A 20,208-nucleotide genomic window follows, 5' to 3' on the forward strand; every position below is an offset into this window, starting at 1 on the left:
CCTCGGCATCGTAGCTATGGCTACGACTTTCGTCGTGCTTCTTGCGATCATCACGATTTTGCCTGCAATGCGGTTCATGGAGGACTTAATCAGAGATTCCTTTGTCGTTACACTACCGGAGAATGAACAACTGTCAAGCTTTGCTTTGTTTACATCCTGAATGACAAGCAATCATCCATTCGTGAAAAACCCGGTTGCATGCAACCGGGTTAATGATCGCCACGAATAATCCGGATTTCATCAAGGCCGGGCGCGGCGGCTATCCAGGCTGTAGCCGCCCGCGCCATGCACGGCCAGCAGCATGAAACCGCCCGCAATGGCAATATTTTTCATGAACATGATCGTTTGTGTCTGATCGGCAAGATTGTTGTGAAAAATGGCCGCAGCTGCCAGCGTAAATACTGCCAGCGCGATGGATGTCAGCCGGGTTTGCCAGCCAGCGATGATCGCCAGACCGCCGCCGATCTCAAGTGCTATCACCAGTGGCAATAGCGTGCCCGGTACGCCCATCGCGTCCATATAGCCCTGCGTGCCAGCGTAGCTGCTGATTTTGGAAATGCCTGCGAGCAGGAATATTTGCCCCAGAAAGAGCCGTGCCACGAATTGACTGATTTTTTCCATTTTTGTCTCCTTGAAATGAATGATCGTTTTTATTGATTCCGTTTAACCCACGCCCGGTCACGCACAAATTGATTGGATTGAAAATCTTTCAGTGCCTGATCGATCTGTTCGCGGGTATTCATGACAAAAGGGCCATGTTGCACGACCGGTTCATGCAGTGGTTTACCGCTGACTACGATAAAACGTGCGCCTTTTTTTCCTGCGACAAAGTCGAAAGTGCCGCTGTCAGTGCCAGCTGCAATCAGGGAATGAAGCCCGATATCCTGGCCGTTAAACTGTCCGTTTCCTTCGAATAGATAGATGAAACTTGTGTTTTGCGCTGGCAGCCGGTGTTGAAAATGCCGCCCGGGCTGTAACTGCACATCGAAATAAGTCACTTGCGTCAGATCATCCCGAATCGGTGCAACGGTATCGCCGAAACGGCCGATCAATACTTTCAGCCGGTAATCCGCAGTTTCGACCACCGGGAAAGCGGCTGCGGGAAATTCCTGATATTCCGGGTGATCCATTTTGTTGATTGCCGGCAGGTTGATCCATAATTGAAATCCACGCAGTAAACCATTTTCCTGTTTCGGCATTTCCGAATGAATCACGCCGCTGGCTGCTTTCATCCATTGCGCTGATCCCGGCCCGAGATCACCGGTATTGCCCATGCTGTCCTGATGCTGCATATGACCATCCAGCATATAAGTGAAAGTGATGAACCCGCGGTGCGGATGTGGCGGAAAACCAGCGATGTAATCATCCGGATTATCGCTGCCGATGTGATCCAGCAACAGGAAAGGGTCGTAATTGCGCAGCACCGGTGTGCCAATCGTACGATGTACGATCACGCCGGCACCTTCGGGTACCGCCATTGCGGGAATGATTCGTACAGCATTCATCGATGTATTCATCGTTTTCTCCTTTTCTGTGATGCATTGACAGATTCTGCTTACTGGAAGCATTATCATCGTTGCTTTAACAGGAATAAATATCGTTTTTTGGAAATGATTGTTCCTGTATTGGCAACAATGGGGAGGCGTTATGGATCGATTCGAAAATATGAATGCGTTTGTGCGTGTTGTAGAAACAGGTAGCATCAGTGCGGCTGCCGATCGCATGGATGTAGCCAAATCCGTTGTCAGCCGGCGTTTGAAGGAGCTTGAGGAACATCTGGGGGTGGAATTGTTTCACCGCACCACGCGGCAAATGAATCTCACCGATAGCGGGCGCGCCTTTTATCAGCAATCCGTGCGCATCCTCGCTGATGTTCTCGAAGCCGAGCACGCCACGTCACAATCTCACGGCAGGCTGAAAGGTCATTTGAAAGTGGCGGTTCCGCTCAGTTTTGGCTTGATGCATCTGGGGGCCGCCATCTCCACCTTTCTGCAAACTCATCCGGATATCGAATTTGATCTGGATTTCAATGACCGGCAGGTCGATTTGCTGGCGGAAGGTTTTGATCTTGCCATCCGCATCGCAAACCTGCCCGATTCCAGCCTGATCGCACGTCGCCTTGCACCTATTCAGGCTGTCATGTGTGCCAGCCCGGCATACCTTGAGCGCATGGGCACGCCGCAAGCGCCGGAAGAACTCATCCGGCATCGCTGCCTGGTTTATAACCTGGTCAGTCACAGCGATAACTGGAATGTTTATGGCACCACGGGAGAGTTGATCAAAACCCGGATCATTCCCTATTTCAAGGCCAGTAACGGAGAATTTCTCCGTGATGCTGCCGTCGATGGTCTGGGTATCGTATTGCTGCCAACTTTTATCGTTTACCGGGAAATCCAGCGCGGTGCATTGATCCCGATATTGACCGGATACCACTACGCCCAGCTGGCTGCTTATGCCATTTACCCGCAAACCCGCCACCTCTCGCAGCGGGTTCGGGCATTTGTCGATTTTCTAAGCCAGCGGTTTGAAGGGATGCCTTACTGGGATGCGTGTCTGAATCAATAAGGATTTTTGCTACTTCACCAGCCAGCGGGTCGCCATACCTGCGATCATGTGATCGTTGACATGGCAATGAAACAGCCAGTTGCCCGGTGAGCGGGGAACCATGTCGACGGAAGTCATGCTGGCCGGCATGATTTCGACGACATCGGTTCTGCGGCCATGATCGAGCACGGTTTGCCCGTGCCAGTGTACGGTATGGTTGTCCACTTCATTGCCCAGTGCGACCAGATGCCAGCGGACACGCTGTCCGCGCCTGGTTTCAAAACCGGACAGATTGCCGAAAATCCGGCCGTTGATCGCATGTTTCAGGCCGCTTTCCTCATCGTTTTCCTCGTTGAAGATCATGTACAGCGCGATGAATTCCTGATCGACATCGCGCGGAGCCGGATTCTTGTCTGAATGCGCCTTGTCGGCAGCTGTGATGATGAGGGTTCCGATCAGTCCCAGATTGACTTCTTCCTCTGCCATCACGTGCGAGTGATACAGCCAGACGATGGATGAAGGATCACCCGGGCCGGGGCCGGCATCCTGGTCGACGATCCAAGTATAAGTGTAGCGCTCACTCGGTGGAATACTGCCACCTTTGCTGCCATCTGCACCCTCGTTGTCTTTATCGTACATCACGCCGTGAGGGTGCATGGAAAGTGGCATATCGGTCTTGTTCAGAAAATGGACTTTGATGGTATCACCTACCGCAGCACGGATCGTGGGTCCCAGAATCCCCATCCACTCCGGCTGGGGCAGGGGGTGGGAATAACCGCTGTCGGTATAACCGATATAACGATATTTGGTGTAAGTCAGGGTTTTACCCCAGACTCCCAGATCACTTGCGGGATCGATCTGGTTTGCACCGGTCGGTGCGTAATTCCAGTCTGTTTTTTCCGCTGCAATCCAGTATTCCCGTACTTTCCCGGCTTGCGCCAGAGAGGATGACAGAGACAGGAAAATCAGGATAAACAGGGTCAGGCAGGAATACAAAAACGGGTTATTGTTTCTTCTGGTGTGCATGGATAGGTTCTTTAAAACAAATTTTTGATAACCATAATCGAAATACTAACAATTCAATCATGATTAAAGAATCTGCTGAAGGTGGAAGCAGTCTGCGGTGATCAGGCCGCAGACTGATTGAGAAAGTCAGTTCCGGAGTTGTGGCAATCACCCCGGGCAAGGGTTTCTACTGCCTTGCCGAAAGTGACCAGATCAGAACGCTCCAGCATGACGCAGTTTTTGCCGGTACGCTGACAATAGCGTCTGACGGTGAAAAAATCCTCATGATTGATACAGTCAACCGGGCAAATGATGCTGTCTACACGAGCGAGCAGGGCAAGCAAGCATTCACTGTTGTCCTGTGCACCGCCACGAAACACCATGAAATGTCCCCCGGCAGCTTCAATCAACTGATGGTAATTCGGATAGAGTGCAGCACGCCCACCGATACACAGGACAGACTGGCCCGCCAGATGATGACTGCTTTTCAGACGATCGATGGCCAGATAAGCATGATATTGATGCGGCAGGCCTGTTCTGATCCAGCGTAAATCCTCGTCATCAGATACTCGGGGGAGATGTGTGTCAGTACGGCTGTCGATCTGAACTTCAGTGTGAATAGAGTTTGCAGGTGAACGCCGGGTTGTATTCGCGGAAACAGTACCAGGCAAGGCCATACGGACCAGGTGATAAAGGTGCTTCAGTCGCGATTCCAGTTCTCGCCCCAGTTTCAGTGTGCGTTGTTTGTAGTGATGGAAAAGCGAATTGCAGAGGATTTCATTCTGATAGATTCCGGACAGTTTACCGGGATGGAGTTGCGCTCCCTGATATGCCGGCTCCAGTACTGTTCTTTGGAAGAATTTCATGATCGATTCCGTATCAGAAAAAAGGCTGGCTTGCCCGGGAGGAGGGGGCTGGCTTGCCGTCACAAATCACTGGAAGAGGAGAGAGAACTGCCAGTGATTACCAGGAAAGTTGATGTTTGTCAGCGTGAGAGTACATCATGCAGGTTTACGGATTACTTCGTCAGTATCAGTTTGTCATTACGCGTCAGACGTAAATGATACTGTTCTCCTCGATGCTGAATGAGTACTTCCTTGCCTGTTCCAAACAGGTTTTCACTGCTGATCAGTTTGATGGGGAACTGTGCAAATGGCGAAACCAGCTCATTGTTTAGCCCGGGATCTGCGTGGTATTTGACATCGACTGAGTTCATATTATGCTCTGGCTGAATATTGAATGAGAACGATTATCATTATAATGATTAAAATAATTTGTGCAAGTATTTTTGTTGAAAAAAATAAACTACTCTGCAGCTTGCGGTGGGGTGGTTTATTAATTATCACTTGCAGAAGAATCACAATTCTGTCGGAAATTTTTACACTTTTGTGTATTGGTTTTATTGTTTTTACAGGTAGTTAAAATTATTTTATGTGGATAGAGAGGTGGTTTTTATTCGTAAAACTGCTTGCGAAGCAGCCATAATTGTCGAAAATATTTACATGTCATAATTATTCTTTATTAAGTTGTTGTAATATAAAGTTTATTGATGGTGGCATGATAAATGCTTGTGAATATTTGGTATCCGGAATTTGGCTCGTTGGTCGGGTATCTTAAAAATTTTATGGGTTCTGCCCATCAGGAAGGTTTCAAACAAATTTAATCAGGAACTTTTTATGAAAAAAATTATATTTGCAGTAACACTGTTTTCTTTCTTTGGAGTTGCCAATGCTGACTCCAACGATTTCTGCTCTTCTCCTGGGCCGAACTTTTACTACAGTTGTACAATTCGGGTTACTCCCCCTCCTATTACTATCCCGATTAACGGCCCTGAGAGTAATAGTGTTCCCGAACCTGCCAGCTCGCTGTTAATTGTATTGGGTGGCCTGGCTATGCTGTGGCTACGTCGCCGGTAGATCTGGTCTGATATATCCAGGTGGCGTAATCGATGTGGTTACGTTGAGTAAAAGTTGAATACCTTTGCAGTCTCACAACACGAATCCGTAATGAGCCTGCAAAGACAAAGCAACCCGGAACAGTTGGTGAACATTCTGGATTGCTTCATCCCACATAATCAGATTTTTAGAGATACCTCCAGTAAGATTTGAGCCGCAAATCGCGAGCAAAGTATCGAAGTTAGCTGTGGTGGATAGTGATCCAGTTGCAGATTCAAAATTGATAAGATACGGCCAGTTTGTAGTTGCGTCCCGGATCTCTTAGCACGTTAAGGTGGCGCCGGTAATCCTTATCGGTCAGATTGTCGATGCCGAAATCCAGCCGTACCCCTTTTAATGAGCCATTCTGCGGCAGCCAGCTCAGTGTAACGTCATGCAGCGTATAACCAGGAGTAGGGGTTCCACCTGTCGGTACACGATTCTGTGCTTCGACGATGCTGCTGCGCCAGCCGAGGGAAAGGTCGTAAGTCGGCCAGTTCAGACCGGCCATTACAATCCATCTATCCGGCTGGACATTGGACAATACTCCTCCATCCGTCCGGTTGTAGCCGCGCGTCTGGGAATAGGAGAAGCCGGTATAGCCGTATTTGGCTGCGTAGTTTGCCTCTATTTCGAATCCTTCCAGTACGGCATCACGCACATTGTCACTGGTCGTGACGCCTCCTCTGCCAGGGTTACCGGGGACCGGGAAGAACACGAAGTCGACCATCAGGTCGACGAAATCTTTGACCTTGTTATGAAAATAGGCTCCCCGGATAGCCAGGCGATCATCCTCATACAGCAGATCAGATTTCTGTATGCGTGCTCCCACCTCTTTGTTGAATGCTGTTTCCGGTTTGAGATTGGGGTTGGGTACGAACAGATTGGCACAGCCCGGGCCGCAGGTGAAATGGGTCCCGGTGGTAAACAATTCACCCAGTGTCGGAGCGCGGAATGCTTCACTGTAATTGCCGATGAGTGAAAACCATTCAGTAACCTTGAACAATCCGCCGATTTTGAAGTTGACGCGGTCATTTTTATTGGCGCTGGTAGCTATGCCTTCGGCTTCACTGCGGAAATAATCCCAGCGTACACCGGGAATCAGCGACAACCGATCCCACAACGTAATTTCATCCTGCAGGAACACACCTACCACATCTGCGTTACCGCGGGGGAATTCCGGTCGTATGGCACCGTTACGTTTTCCTTTGGCTTCATTGTGAAAATAATCGACCCCGTAGGTAATCAATTGGGTGGCGAAGCTGCTCAGATCGAGACGTGAGCTGTTACGCGCATTGATACCCGTGGTGGAAAAATCGGTCTCGTCACGTCTCCGGTCAAGCAGCCGTTTCTCAAGGCTGTGAGTCGTGTTGTGATAAACCAGCACTTCCGGGTTCAACCAGGTATTGTCAGGATTCTCGTAGCGATAGCGCAATGTGTAATTGCGTTGTTCGGTGTCCCGATCTACCAGGGTATCCGGGGTGGAAGCCGTTTGCGAATTGGCAGGGACTTTCCCGGCCTGATCAAAGGTTTGTGTGGAAAATGTGAAGCGATGATCGCCCGGTGTCCAGTTGAATTTGGCCAGACCGGCATAGGATTGAAACTGAGAGTTTTGCAGTTTGGAACCGTCACCATGGCGGATATCATCGGCCGCATTGCGGTAAGAGAAATCCAGCAGATAGTCAAACTCTTCTCCAACCAGACCGTAAATGCTGGTTCCGGGGATATATTGCTCATTCATACTCTGGAATCCTCCCCTGACCTTGATCCCGGAGCGTTCACCCGGGCGCAGAAGATCGGTTGCATCCAGCGTGGTGAAGGAAATGACACCACCGAGGGCACCACTTCCCCAGATTGCAGAAGCCGGGCCGCGCATGACATCTACTCGCTTGAGCAGGCTCGGGTCAGTGAAAATACGGGCATTATGCCCCCGGTTGAAATCCTGTCTGGCTCCATCCAGCAGGAACAGGATGCGGTCATCGGCCATGCCGCGTATCGTCGGGCTGATGCCCAGATTGCGTGGTCCTCCGCCCAGATCGATATTGGGCAGATAACGCAGCACATCACCGATATCAGCCGCCTGTCGGGTTCGTATCTGTTCGGTATCGACTACACTGACTGATTCCGGTATTTCGCTGACCTTCCGGCTGGTACGGGTAGCGGTAACGGTGACTTCCTGCAGATTGGTAGCGGCAATGAGTTTACCGACAGGCTCAGTGTCGGCCGATGCAGTTTCTGCACGAGCAGGATGGATAAACAGCGAAAAAGTAATGGTGGTGGCAAGATAAACCTTCCAGCCAGCCGGACAACATTTGAACCTTGAAAACATAGCATTCCCCCAGAAAATAAATTATTCCCGGCTGGCTGGCTCAATGCTGGCTGGCTGGTTAGAACAGGTCTTCAATCAACCTGGATTCTTATTGGATTCAGGTAATGGCAACAAGCAGCCATTACGGGTACTTAACGGGCAAGTGCATCTTCGTGCAGTTTGAGTCCCTGTCGAATTTGTTCATCTACCCATTGAGTAAATAAGGGGTGGGGTGCGAAACCCTCACCCAGTTCGAATTCCAGTCCGGCAAGAAACCGCTTTTCCGGCCCGACGGAAGTGGTACGGGCAGGGATGACGATCACCCTGTCACCTTGCTTGCTGGCTTCGGTGACCATGGCTCTTACTTTTTTGACCCAGGGTGCCCGTTTGTCCGGCCAATCCTCACGCCAGGTGGCAACTTTGAATGCCTTGAATTTCTGGCCTCCCTGATCATGCATCTGGCTGGCAATGCTGTTGAGTTTCTCCAGCCACTTATCATTTTTCCGATCATCCTGAGTGCCGTGTGCGGTCAGAATCACTGTTTCTCTGGCTGGATCTTTGGAGAGTGCCAGTACGCGATCGAACAATGCACTGGCAAACAGGGGATTGTCTTCGTAACCGCCTGTCCAGATAACCGGCAGAGACGTCAGGATTCTGGGAACCGGTGTGCTGGATTTTGCATGTCCCCCATGTCCCCCATGTCCCCCATGTCCCCCATGTCCCCCATGGCTGCCGTGTCCACTGTTGTTGTCATGTATGTGGTCGTCCTGATTTTCGATATCCAGACCGGCCAGATAACCGATTTCATTGCGATAGGAGCTGCGGCTGGCAAAGGCGCTGACAACAATGGCTGCTTTTGCGCCGCGCTGTTCCAGTTTGTGCAGGGCACGTTCGATCGTGTATGGATCCGCCATGGAAAAGGCAAATTCGATTTTGTAGCGTTTCATCAATGGCTCTACCGCTACGCGCAGATTTTCATTCCAGTGAAAGTCGGAGCCATGAGCAAACAGGATGACACCGGTATCTTCTTCGGCCAGAGGCAGATTGCGGCTGGCTTCGCGCTCCATCCACATGGCCAGATGTTGTGGTTCGATCTCGAAGTGATTGAGTGCTGCATTTTCAGGTAACAGCCGTTCCAGCCGTGATTCGAGTGACATCATGCTGTCGTATTTGGGGCCGAGGGCGAATGCAATTACCTGATTTTTATTGTTTTTGGTAGCCGTGCCCAAAGATGACAATGCAGTGGCAAGCTGCTGTTTTGTCTTATTGCCATAACTTTCCGGTTCTTCGTCTTTTTGTGCTTCCAGAAGAATCAGAGAGTTGATCGAACGAAAACTGACTCCCTGTGATGCCTGTTTGACAATGCGCATCCAGTCGTCATACATCGCCCGCCGGTGAGTATCGTTCTGTGCCCCGTAACCCACTACCAGCAGATGTTGCTGAGCGGTATGCTGCATGCCGCGCAAGCGGGTGGCGAGTGCCTCGACAGCGAAATAGCTTTCTCCGTAAGGTTTCGTAAAAGTTACAGGGATCGTCTGGTTTTCTTCCGTGACCAGTGTGCGGATGAGCTGATAGCGCGATTCTGCAGCAGAAATGAATAGTGGCAGTACGACGATACGGCCTATATTCTGCTGGTGCAGGCTGGCGAGACCGGATTGCAGCGTTTGCCGGGTGCGCTCGTCAGTAACAAAGACCAGTGCAGCCGGGTGATTGGCTGAGAACGATGCAAAAGCATCACGGATTTCTTCATTACCGACAAATCCCCGGTCAGCTGCAACTATCAGGAAACCGGTCTGATCGGCCGGTTTCGGTTCGGCTGCGTGCACCGATCCTGCAAGCAGAGCGAACGTCAATAAATAAAACCATGCAGCGGTTTGGATTGTTTTAATCCAGAAAAGCATATTTCCTCCGGGTTGTGAATCGTAAAATGTGTTTATGGATGAGGGTACGACTGTCATGCAGGCCGACTGCGCCGTAGTGTTATGTCGTGGTTTCAACTGTATCGACGGGAGAACTATTGATACTGGCCTGGCCTGATGTGATTTTTGTCAGTGCTGCTGCAAAGCTGGAAACGCCTGTGCCCTTGAACAGCAGGCAGGGTTTGTGCCCCAGTCGGCAAAGTCTTTTGACCTGATAGTAAGCGGCGTGACTGACGTAATCAGTCGGGCAGATGACTGCTGCAGCGCCATAGATCATTTCCGGCAAGCGCGAAAGTGCATCTTCCTGGCCGCCATCATGGTGTGATAATTTGAGGCCAAGCTGTCTGGCAAGTGTGCGATATTGCGGCAGCAGCGTGGATCGGCCACCTACGCACAGAATGCACTCGTAAGAAGCAGCTTTTGTTTCGGCGGTATTCTCTGTTTCCGTATCCGCGGTACTATCGGAATTGAGGGTCAGCAGCAGGTTTTCCAATGTATCCCGCTCGGCACGAAGCGTATCGCGCTCGTGATAGAGTTCGGTCAGGTTGTGGCAGGCATTTTTGAGTGATTGCTTGAGATCGTCGGCCTGTGCCGCTTTGATCTGCAGCTGCTCGTTTTCCACCGTTAGTTGCATCAGGCGCTGACCCATTTGCAGTATGGCCTGGCCTGATTCCAGTGTTTCCAGCCGTTGGCGGGTGGTCTCGCTTTCTCGCCGGGATTGCTGCAACTGCTTGATTTCAGACGCAGCCTGTTGCAGTTGCTGGCGCAGGCGCGATTCGGTCTGTACGTGCTTTTCTCTGATCTGTTCCAGTTGCCCGGCCAGTTCCTTCAGCATTTGTTCCGCCTGGTTGAGCCGGTGCTGCGTGGCTGACAGCTCGGCAACCGCCTCATGCATGTGCATGTGAACCCTGTCATGGATCTGCTCTCTGCCTTCGGAGCTGATCCGTTTGTGGGTGAGTGCTGCCCATAATGGACCGGCTATTCTTCCGTTGGTAAAACAGGTTTCCCAAAGCGCCAGCACCTCGCTGTCGGTTTTGGCGGCGTCGAACTGTTTAATGTGGTTTTCGTACAGTCTGTCCAGATATTTATGAATCGTTTCCGATACGGCGTTTCTGGAGGTTACGCGGCAGACTGCTTCAACGTGCAGATCGTGCGCATTGTTTATCGAAGCTTTGAAATGAAAGCGTTTGGCAAAACGCTCGAGATCCGAGGCGGGCAGACAAAGGCCGATGACAGGACAGTGATAGGTTCTGCTCAGTTCCCAGATTTTTGAACGCTTCACCGGGGGAGAAGGGGAATCGGTTACCATGATCTCGGACGATCCATCTCCTGCTAATAAAGCATCGATTCCCGACTGTCGCAGAATGGCAGGTGCATGCATACGGTATCTCCTCGTGGTGAAAATATCAGTCTGGATCAGACAGAATGGATTGTATTTAATACTAATAATAACAATTATCATTAACGTAATCAATTGTGTTTTGTATTGCAGCCGATTCTGCATGAATCATGCGGAGCTTCATTTGTACGGCGAGGTGCGACAATTTGTCGCATTTCCATCCTTTTTGGAATCGGTTATTCTCCGAATTTTTGCGTGAACCATGAAGAAGTCGACCTATTCTTTCCCCACGCTGGCCGGATTCTTTCTCACACTCGCTTCTGTGGTTGCAATCGCAGCCGGGCCAGGTACCGGCGACCCAACTCAGCAACCGTCTGTCATGCAAGCCTCAAAGCCCCCAAAGACCGCACTTGCAGTGGGAGTAACACTGGATCAGGAAGGGCAGTTGTGGCTGGCAAAAGTGATTGATCAGCGCTTGCTGGTTTCCAGATCAGAAGACGATGGCAAGCATTTTTCCGAATCGGTGACGGTTACTCCTGTGCCGGAAAACATAGGCAATGATGGCGAAAATCGTCCCAAGATCCAGGTGGCACGTGATGGCACCGTGCTGGTCACCTGGACGGAGCTGCTGGCGGAAAAATATGCCGGAAATATAAAGTTCTCGCGTTCGACCGATTCAGGTCGGACGTTCTCAGAGCCAATCGTTCTGAACGATGATGGCCGTGTGACCAGTCACCGCTTCGATTCCCTGGCAATCGACGGAAAAGGAAGGGTGGTGGTGGCCTGGCTGGATGCCAGAGATCGTGATGCAGCGAGGGAAAAAGGGGAGGAGTTCAAGGGGGTCTCACTCTACAGCAGTCAGTCGTTCGACAATGGCGCGCACTTTGAGCCAAACCGGCAAATTCACCAGCATACCTGCGAATGCTGCCGGACTGCGCTTACCTGGACCAGTGAGGGGCCGGTCGTGCTGCTGCGGAATATTTTCGGCACCAATACCCGTGATTTTGCCGTGGCCAGCCTGGATAAAGTGGAAGAAGGCGTCAGAAGAGTTACCCGCGATGAGTGGCAGATCGATGCCTGCCCGCACAACGGTGGCAGTCTTGCGACAGATGGCAGAGGGCAATTGCATCTGACCTGGTTCACCAGCGGCACTGCTGCACAGGGGCAGTTCTATAAACGGATCAGCGGCAACCAGGAATCGGAACCCATGGCACTGGGTGATATGGATGCGCAGCCCAACCATGCTGCAGTGGTGGCACATGGTGAAACCGTCATCCTCACCTGGCGTGAATTTGACGGAAACGTGTATTCCGCAAAGATGATGTTTTCGAATGACGGTGGCGAAACCTGGAGTGAGCCATGGCGCCTGATGTTGTCTGCCGGCGCAAACGATTACCCGGTACCGCTCATCAGTGACAGTAAAGCTCTGGTTGTATGGAATACCGAAAACGAGGGTTTGCGGGTTTTGCCCGTTGAAAGAGTCATCAACCGATCCGACGGCTGAGAATCTTTAAAACAATAATAAGCAGCAGGCGGCTTATGACATGGATCGCAATGGCATCAGGCGCTGCTGCAAATACTAATTACCAATAAAAATCGAAAGGATCAGACCATGAAGCAGTTCCCTCTGGCACTGATTGGCCTGCTTTGCGCCTCATCAGCCTGGGCAGCTCAAGATGTCGAACAACAGAAACAGTTTTCCCGCAAAAATCTTTCAACACAGGCAGACAACAGTTCAGACGGAATCCGGGTATCAGGCGCAAACGGGGAGCACGCAGGGGAGCAGTTGGCGCAAGCGGCGGACGAACAGGTGCAAACCGGTAAATCGAGCAATAGTGACAACCTGAATGAACAGAAAGAGAAGGATAGTGGTGAGCCGGCTGGCCAGAATGAAACTGTTTTCAGGGAAATGGTGATTACAGGTGAAATAGAGCGGGATTCGCACTTTACTTCGCCTTCGATGCGCGTAACCCGGGCACAGGTCGAACAGCAGAATGCGCAAACTACCGAAGAAGTGCTCAAATACATGCCCAGCCTGCAAATACGTCAGCGCTACGTGGGCGATCCGAATGGTGTGCTGGGGATTCGCGGAGCCGATATGTTTTCAACTGCGCGCAGCATGGTTTATGCCGATGGTCTGCCGTTGCACAACTTTCTGCAGGCTTCTTTCAATGGTGCGCCGCGCTGGTCGCTGGTCGGCCCTAATGAAATCGACTCGGTTGATGTCGTTTATGGCCCTTTCTCGGCCGAGTACAGCGGCAACTCGATAGGGGGCGTTGCCAATATCAGAACGCGCATGCCGCACAAGCAGGAATTTTACTTTGAAGGCAGCCTGTTCATTCAGCCCTACAAGAATTACGGGGAGGATAAAGGAACATTCATTGGTGACCGGCAGTATTTTTCCTACGGCAACAGGATTCAGGACAAGTTTACGGTGTTCCTGGCTTACAACCGGCTGGAAGCTCAGGGTCAGCCAATGTCTTATTTTATTGATAATACCGGGTTATCCAGCGTGCCTGGAGGAACATCGGTGACGGGGGGTATCAGGACACCGGATACGCGCGGTACACCCAGTATCATTTATGGTGATACCGGTCCCGAAAAAGTGAATACTCACCTGTTCAAGGGTAAATTTGGGTACGACATCACTTCCGATCTGCAGGCGTTGTTTACCGTGGCGTATGAAGAGCGTACCCGCAACCAGAACCATCCGAGCAACTACCTGTATACGGCGAACGGGGATTATTTCTGGGGAGGGAATGCGCCTACCTGTAATTCGGTTGCCACCTGTTCGACTCCGGGTAATGCTTCTCTGGATGGCACACGCTTCGATGTGGTGCGCAGTGGTTTCGGTGAGAGTCGTGACAAGCGTGAGACGCTGAATCTGGGTTTGTCGCTGCGCGGTGCGCTGACGCCCGACTGGGATGTCGATACCACATTCAGCTATTTCGATGTGTTGAAGGATATTCGTGCGACGGCGTTTTTCAATCATGCCGATCCGGGCAATACCGGTGCCGGGCAATTGCAGGATTTCCGCAAATTCAACTGGTGGAATTACGATCTCAAGCTGAGTACGCCCATGCTGCTGGGTTACGACAAACTGTCGTTTCTGGCCGGATACCATTTTGACCAGTACAACCTCAGTTTCCGGCAATATAGCCTGACCAGTTATGAAGATCTGACTCGGGGTGCATTGCAGGCCAACCGCAATAATGATGGCCGTACATCGACCCACGCGATCTTTGCCCAATCCATGTTCCGCTTCATGCCGGACTGGGATATTACCGCCGGTGTGCGTCAGGAATGGTGGGAAGCAAGCAAGGGAGTCGCCTCCAATGTGGCCGTGCCCGATCGCACCGAAACAGCCACTTCTCCGAAGGTTTCACTGGGATATGAGCCTGGACAGTGGAAATTCCGCTATTCCTTCGGGCGTGCGCACCGTTTCCCGGTGATTGCAGAGCTTTTTCAGTCACTTGGTACACCTACCAGTATTCTGATTGCGAATGCGACGCTCAAACCTGAAAATGGCGTGCATCATAATTTTATGATGGAGTACGGGTTACCGAAGGGTTATGTTCGTGTCAACGTATTTCGGGATGACATCAAGGATGCCATCCGCCAGATCACTTCCGCCTCGGGAGCACTTACAACCAGCGCTTTCCAGAATATCGGTGAAGTTGGTACAACCGGTGTGGAGCTGATCTTCGAACAGCGAAATATTCTGGGCTCACGGTTCGATTTTATGTTCAACGGTACCTGGATGAACTCAAAAGTGGAAGACGGGCCGGTCGTGAGATTCACCGAATCAACCGGCGTGCCTGCCAACTACAGCCTGACCGGGAAACAGGTCATTCGCCTGCCACACTGGCGAGTCAATGTTTTCGGTACTTACCATGTGACGGATGCCTGGGATGTTTCCCTGTCCGGCCGCTATACCAGCGATTCCTATAATGATCCTGATAACAGGGACTATAAGAACAACGTATTCGGTGCCCAGAGCGATTTCTTCTTCATGGATTTCAAGACCAGCTACCGGTATCGGTTCAACAACGGGCTGAAAAGCCGATTCTCATTCGGTATCAGCAACCTCAACAACGACAAGGCCTGGGTATTTCATCCCTATCCGCAGCGTACCTATCTGCTCGAAGCTGCGTTCAGTTATTGAAGTACAGGTGTTTTTCTGCCCGATTATGTGATCTGAGACATCAGTAAAAATATCTGCAGAGTGTGCTTACGTAATTGAAGCTACCGAGCTGTTAATGTGGGTTCGGTAGGATGAGGTTAAAGTATTGTGTTCGTGATGCTATGATGAGCCGACCCGATGCCGAAGAAAACCCCCGAGGTGGCGTCGGGTCTGCTGGTTTCAGGAGGAAACACATGAATCGCGATCAGGTTTTGGCAGTATTGCGCCATAGTAAACCTATATTGGCCAGTTCGGTACGGTGTTCGTCGTTTGGCTTTGTTCGGCTCCATAGCACGAGATACAGCACGTGATGACAGTGATGTTGATGTGCTGATGGTATTCGATGGTGTGGCAAGTGCAGCGCGTTATTTTGGCGTTCAGTTCCACCTGGAAGATGCATTGGGTTGCTCGGTAGATCTGGTATCCGAGAAGGCGCTGCGGCCGGAGCTGCGTCCTTTCATCGAAAAAGAAGCGGTTTATGTTTGAGTTGACCCGCGAGTGGCGTTTTTACCTGACTGACATGATCAGTTTCGTCGAGAAGGTGCAGGTATACTCGACCAGATACGCTTTGAAGCCAGTGGCCTGAATTACGACGCTACGCTGCACAATCTCGAATTGATCGGCGAGGCAGCGACCCATATTCCGGATGATATCCGGTCGGTACATCCCGATATTCCTTGGCGTATGATTATTGCTACGCGCAATCGGCTGATACACGGTTATCTCGGTATCGATAACGATACGATCTGGAGCATCATTCAGGATGAGATTCCCAAACTCTTGCTGCAATTGACTGCCATGCTGGAGTCAATCAGATAATCCTCTCCACCATAAAATCAACAAATCGAAATAGATCTCCCGTTTTTGTACTTTGAAGTGGAGGCTGAGTTTCAGTAAGGCAGCCTGTTAAAATAGGTATTAACAACCTCCTGAAACTGTATCCTGATTCGTCCGGTTTCAGGCAAGCGCCGGTTTCTGACGTAAATAACATTCAAAGATATCAATCATGACAGCTCAGCGGTATGTACGAGATTTGCTGAATTTCATCGACCAGAGTCCCAGTCCGTGGCATGCGGTGGCTACAATCGAGGCAACGCTCAGGGAATTTCGGTTCATCCGGCTGGAAGAAACAGACAAGTGGTCATTGCAGGCGGGTGGACGGTACTATGTAGTACGGGATGATTCCTCCATTGTTTTGTTTATCCTGGGGAGCAAGGCACCTGCCGAATCGGGTTTCAGGATTGTCGGGGCGCATACCGATTCACCCGGGTTGCGGATCAGGCCGAACGGGGTAAGCGCCAGCGATGGATTGGCCCGGCTCAAGGTCGAAATTTATGGCGGGCCGATTCTGGCGACGTTTACTGACCGGGATCTGAGCCTGGCCGGGCGCATCAGTTATACCGATGACGGTGGACAGGTTGCGCACAAACGGATTTGTTTTGATCAGCCTCTGCTGCGTTTGCCGAATCTGGCGATTCATATGAATCGGGGAGTCAATGAGGATGGGCTGAAGCTGCATAAACAGAATGAATTGCCGCTGTTGTTTGCACAACTGACCGACGATCAGTTGCCACAGCCTTATTTTCTGGCGTTGCTGGAACAGAAGGCTGGTATCCCCGCCACACAAATTCTGTCCTGGGATCTCGTGGTTTATGACACCCAGAAAGGGACACTCTGGGGAGTAAATCAGGAATTTTATGCCAACAGCCAGATCGATAATCTGGCCAGTTGCCATGCCGGACTGCAGGCAGTGCTGGACGATACCATTCTGGATCACGCCGAAAGCACACTGGTATGCGCATTTTTCGATCATGAAGAAATCGGTAGTGAAAGTCATATTGGTGCCGGAGGCAGTTTCCTGTCCGATGTATTGCAACGCATCAATCTGTCGGCCTCACGAGATCCGGAGGATGGTGCGCGTGCGTTTGCCCGCAGTTTTCTGATCAGTGCAGATATGGCGCATGCCTATCATCCCAACTTCCCTTCATCCTACGATGCGGATCATAAAGTCTTCGTGAACCGGGGTCCGGTCATCAAATTCAACGCCAACCGTCGCTATAGCTCCGAAAGTATTTCTGCTGCGCATTTCATGCGCTGGTGTGAAGCAGCCGGTGTACCTTACCAGCGTTATTCACACCGCTCCGATCTACCCTGTGGGAGTACCATCGGGCCGATTGCTTCGGCAAAGCTCGGCATACGCAGTATCGATATCGGCTGCCCGATGTGGGCGATGCACAGTATCCGGGAAAGCGCCGGTGTTCAGGACCATGAGTACATCATCAAGGCACTGAAGCAGTTTTTCAGTAGCTGAGAAACTTCTGAAAAACTACCTGCGTTGCCATTTCTGCGTTAAAAATCGGCATCAAAATGCTCATTTATTATATATAAACTCCGCTTTTTCGCCGATTTTTGCCTTGAACTGACTACCTCGCCGACGTTTTTCAGAGGTTCCCTGAAACCTCTGATTAAATCAATAAATGTCGTTGCGACAGCGAAGGTAATGAAGCAGGAAGCAATCCAGGTGGCAGAATAAATCAAGGGCTTCCTAAATCCCGATAGCGGGAAGCGGGTTGCTTTCGCCACCACTTCAAAATGCGTTTTATCCGCTGTTAGCCGGTGATGCGACAATTTGTCACATTGTTATGCCCTTTCTCCCGCTTTATGATGGGTGCTCTGCAGTAACTGCAATCACTTTGAGGGTTTCATAACAGGGATAAAAACATGAAGGGAACAAAAAGATTTGAGCAATCGCGACAACATCTGCTCAAGGCTGGGGATGCCATGATCAGAAAACCGCTGGCGGTTGCGGTGGCGGGTGTGCTGGCGGGCATGACATCGGCGTGGGCGCAGGCGGAAAGTAAAAAGGAACCGGTGCAACTGGAAACAATCGAGGTCGTGGCATCCGGGCAGGGGTCGCTTACGGTTCCAACGCTGGTTGAGGCGCAGCATGAAATGCGCAAAATCCCGGGCGGAGCAAATATCATTGACAGCGAATCTTATGCCAATGGCCGGGGTTCGACGTTGCAGGATGCGCTGGGGTATTCGCCGGGGGTGTTTGTTCAATCCCGTTTCGGTGCCGAGGAAGCGCGTCTGTCAATTCGCGGTTCCGGCATCCAGCGTTTCTTTCATTTGCGTGGCATCAAGATTTTGCAGGATGGTTCACGGGTGAATCTGGCTGATGGTGGCGCGGATTTTCAGGTGATCGAGCCGCTGGCAGCACGTTATATCGAAGTTTATCGGGGTGCCAATGCATTGCAGTATGGATCGACCACGCTGGGTGGTGCGATCAATTTCGTTACGCCCACCGGCTACGATGCTGAACGTTTCCGCGCACGTGGTGAGGCAGGCAGCTTTGGTTATAACCGTCTGATGCTTTCTTCCGGTGGTGTGCATGGTTCTCTGGATTATTTTGCCAGTGTTTCCCGCTACAGCCAGGATGGTTTCCGTGACTGGTCGGAGCAGGAAAACTGGCGCATGTTCAGCAATGCCGGGTATCGAATCACGCCCGATCTGGAAACCCGTTTTTACCTGACCTATACCAAAACCAATTCACAATTGCCAGGCGAGCTGACCAAAGCAGAACTGAAAGACAACCCGAAGCAGGCAAATTTCTTTAACAGCAATATAGCGCGGTACAAGCGGGATTTTGATTTGATCCGCGTGGCCAATCGTACTGTGATGAAATTGGGTGAGGCCCAGCAACTGGAATTTTCCGCATTCTATGCGCATAAAAAAGTATGGCACCCGATTTATGTGGTGATGGAGCAGCCTTCGCATGATTACGGCCTTGGGTTGCGCTATATCAACGAAATGCCGGTTGCTGGTTGGCGTAACCGGTTTGTGGCCGGTTTCGAGCCAAGCTGGGGCAAGGTGATGGATAACCAGTTCGTTAATATCAATGGTGAGGCTGGCCCGCGAATTCACAAATATGATCAGGATGTCAGCAGTTATACGGTGTATGGAGAGAATCAGTTTTACCTGCTGCCGGAACTTGCACTGGTGGTGGGTGCCCAGTACACCAACATGACACTCAAACAGAAAGATCTGCATACGGGTGATCCGCGGCAGAAGAAAAACTACGAACGCTTCACCCCCAAGGCAGGACTCATCTATGACCTGAATCCGGAAATTCAATTCTTCACCAACGTCAGTACCAGTTTCGAGCCACCCAGTTTTTCCGAGCTGGCCAGTTGGCAGGCGACACCGGTACTGGCCAGTGCCCAGCGCGCACTGACCTTCGAAGTGGGAAGCCGGGGCCGTTTTGGTATCGCCGAATGGGATGTTGCATTCTATCGCTCACATGTGCGCAATGAATTGCTTGCCCGCGTGGATCCAGTGTCCCGTTTCCCGATAGGAATGGTCAATGCGGATAAAACCGTGCATCAGGGAGTGGAATTGGGTCTGGATATGGAACTGGCAAAAATGCTTTACCTGCGCCAGATGTATACATTCAGCGATTTCAAGTTTGATGGCGACCCGCTTTTCGGAAACAACCAGCTGGCCGGTATTCCGCGTCATTTCTACAAGGCGGAGCTGCTCTATCGCCATCCTGCCGGCTATTATGCCGGTCCGAATGTGGAATGGTCACCCGAGAAGTATTATGTGGATCATGCCAATACGTTGTCTGTCGATACCTATGCGCTGCTCGGGTTCAAGCTGGGCAAGCGTAACAAAACCGGCTTTTCCTGGTTTGTCGAGGGGCGTAACCTGACTAACCAGAAATATGCGGCGACGGTTTCCGTAACCGACATCGCGGGGGTTGGTGCCTTTGGTGGCGCAAACTCGGCCTTGTTCTTCCCGGGAGATGGCCGCTCCTTCTTTGCTGGTCTGGAGTATCGGATGTAGACATAAAATAGATCAAAGCGGCATACCTCGGTAATGAGGTATGCCGGGAAACCGAATAAAATGGTATTCCCTAGCTTTTTTTGCTGATCCGAATTTCGAATTAACCCGTTAATCCGTTTGTTTTTTCTTCA

At 51.1% G+C, this 20,208-nt stretch carries 17 protein-coding genes; 8 read left to right on the forward strand and 9 right to left on the reverse strand.

Annotated features, from left to right (window positions below; all coding sequences use genetic code 11):
• Positions 1-240 precede the first annotated feature (240 nt).
• Both HRU73_RS02580 and HRU73_RS02585 read right to left on the reverse strand, forming a co-directional pair.
• Entirely contained in the window at positions 241-621 is a 381-nt protein-coding gene (locus HRU73_RS02580; protein WP_276817830.1) for a DoxX family protein, read from the reverse strand.
• A gap of 29 nt (positions 622-650) precedes the next feature.
• Positions 651-1,517, reverse strand: coding sequence for a pirin family protein (locus tag HRU73_RS02585; RefSeq protein WP_281871627.1), 867 nt, complete (start codon positions 1,515-1,517; stop codon positions 651-653).
• Between the two features lie 130 nt (positions 1,518-1,647).
• Here HRU73_RS02585 and HRU73_RS02590 point away from each other — a divergent pair, with 130 nt between their 5' ends.
• Positions 1,648-2,565, forward strand: a complete 918-nt coding sequence (locus tag HRU73_RS02590; RefSeq protein ID WP_287399337.1) for a LysR family transcriptional regulator — start codon at positions 1,648-1,650, stop codon at positions 2,563-2,565.
• A gap of 9 nt (positions 2,566-2,574) precedes the next feature.
• On the opposite strand, the gene HRU73_RS02595 is transcribed toward HRU73_RS02590, so the two are convergent.
• From HRU73_RS02595 to hemP, 3 genes are all read right to left on the reverse strand, one after another.
• Positions 2,575-3,570, reverse strand: a complete 996-nt coding sequence (locus HRU73_RS02595; protein WP_287399338.1) for a multicopper oxidase domain-containing protein — start codon at positions 3,568-3,570, stop codon at positions 2,575-2,577.
• A gap of 101 nt (positions 3,571-3,671) precedes the next feature.
• Positions 3,672-4,415 (reverse strand): DUF2325 domain-containing protein, encoded by a 744-nt coding sequence (locus tag HRU73_RS02600; RefSeq protein ID WP_287399340.1) that lies wholly within the window; start codon positions 4,413-4,415, stop codon positions 3,672-3,674.
• 152 nt (positions 4,416-4,567) lie between these two features.
• The gene (gene hemP, locus HRU73_RS02605) at positions 4,568-4,765 is read right to left on the reverse strand and encodes a hemin uptake protein HemP (RefSeq protein WP_011112107.1); all 198 of its coding nucleotides are present in this window, start codon (positions 4,763-4,765) and stop codon (positions 4,568-4,570) included.
• A gap of 460 nt (positions 4,766-5,225) precedes the next feature.
• On the opposite strand from hemP, the gene HRU73_RS13370 reads away from it, so the two are divergent.
• On the forward strand, positions 5,226-5,465 hold the full coding sequence (locus HRU73_RS13370) for a PEP-CTERM sorting domain-containing protein (RefSeq protein WP_353765075.1): 240 nt from the start codon (positions 5,226-5,228) through the stop codon (positions 5,463-5,465).
• Between the two features lie 253 nt (positions 5,466-5,718).
• On the opposite strand, the gene HRU73_RS02610 is transcribed toward HRU73_RS13370, so the two are convergent.
• The 3 genes from HRU73_RS02610 to HRU73_RS02620 all read right to left on the reverse strand — a co-directional run bounded on the left by HRU73_RS02610 (position 5,719) and on the right by HRU73_RS02620 (position 11,091).
• A complete protein-coding gene (locus HRU73_RS02610; RefSeq protein WP_287399341.1) occupies positions 5,719-7,812 on the reverse strand; it encodes a TonB-dependent hemoglobin/transferrin/lactoferrin family receptor in 2,094 nt (697 codons plus the stop codon).
• 131 nt (positions 7,813-7,943) lie between these two features.
• The gene (locus HRU73_RS02615) at positions 7,944-9,692 is read right to left on the reverse strand and encodes a CbiX/SirB N-terminal domain-containing protein (RefSeq protein WP_287399342.1); all 1,749 of its coding nucleotides are present in this window, start codon (positions 9,690-9,692) and stop codon (positions 7,944-7,946) included.
• 79 nt (positions 9,693-9,771) lie between these two features.
• On the reverse strand, positions 9,772-11,091 hold the full coding sequence (locus HRU73_RS02620; protein ID WP_287399343.1) for a DUF2325 domain-containing protein: 1,320 nt from the start codon (positions 11,089-11,091) through the stop codon (positions 9,772-9,774).
• Between the two features lie 220 nt (positions 11,092-11,311).
• Here HRU73_RS02620 and HRU73_RS02625 point away from each other — a divergent pair, with 220 nt between their 5' ends.
• The 3 genes from HRU73_RS02625 to HRU73_RS02635 all read left to right on the forward strand — a co-directional run bounded on the left by HRU73_RS02625 (position 11,312) and on the right by HRU73_RS02635 (position 15,718).
• Positions 11,312-12,553 carry a sialidase family protein gene (locus HRU73_RS02625; protein ID WP_287399345.1) on the forward strand — a complete coding sequence of 414 codons (1,242 nt, stop codon included), beginning with the start codon at positions 11,312-11,314 and terminating at the stop codon, positions 12,551-12,553.
• Between the two features lie 108 nt (positions 12,554-12,661).
• Positions 12,662-15,214 (forward strand): TonB-dependent receptor, encoded by a 2,553-nt coding sequence (locus tag HRU73_RS02630; RefSeq protein ID WP_287399347.1) that lies wholly within the window; start codon positions 12,662-12,664, stop codon positions 15,212-15,214.
• 288 nt (positions 15,215-15,502) lie between these two features.
• Positions 15,503-15,718, forward strand: coding sequence for a nucleotidyltransferase family protein (locus HRU73_RS02635; protein ID WP_287399348.1), 216 nt, complete (start codon positions 15,503-15,505; stop codon positions 15,716-15,718).
• Positions 15,719-15,739: 21 nt separating this feature from the next.
• On the opposite strand, the gene HRU73_RS02640 is transcribed toward HRU73_RS02635, so the two are convergent.
• Positions 15,740-15,898, reverse strand: coding sequence for a hypothetical protein (locus HRU73_RS02640; protein ID WP_287400095.1), 159 nt, complete (start codon positions 15,896-15,898; stop codon positions 15,740-15,742).
• Here HRU73_RS02640 and HRU73_RS02645 point away from each other — a divergent pair.
• From HRU73_RS02645 to HRU73_RS02655, 3 genes are all read left to right on the forward strand, one after another.
• Positions 15,848-16,051, forward strand: a complete 204-nt coding sequence (locus HRU73_RS02645) for a HepT-like ribonuclease domain-containing protein (protein ID WP_287399350.1) — start codon at positions 15,848-15,850, stop codon at positions 16,049-16,051. The genes HRU73_RS02640 and HRU73_RS02645 overlap by 51 nt on opposite strands.
• 187 nt (positions 16,052-16,238) lie before the next feature.
• Entirely contained in the window at positions 16,239-17,543 is a 1,305-nt protein-coding gene (locus HRU73_RS02650; RefSeq protein WP_287399352.1) for a M18 family aminopeptidase, read from the forward strand.
• A gap of 410 nt (positions 17,544-17,953) precedes the next feature.
• Positions 17,954-20,077, forward strand: a complete 2,124-nt coding sequence (locus HRU73_RS02655; protein ID WP_287399353.1) for a TonB-dependent receptor family protein — start codon at positions 17,954-17,956, stop codon at positions 20,075-20,077.
• The last annotated feature ends 131 nt before the right edge of the window (positions 20,078-20,208 follow it).

Source organism: Nitrosomonas sp. H1_AOB3 (assembly GCF_015709435.1).
Lineage (GTDB): Bacteria > Pseudomonadota > Gammaproteobacteria > Burkholderiales > Nitrosomonadaceae > Nitrosomonas > Nitrosomonas europaea.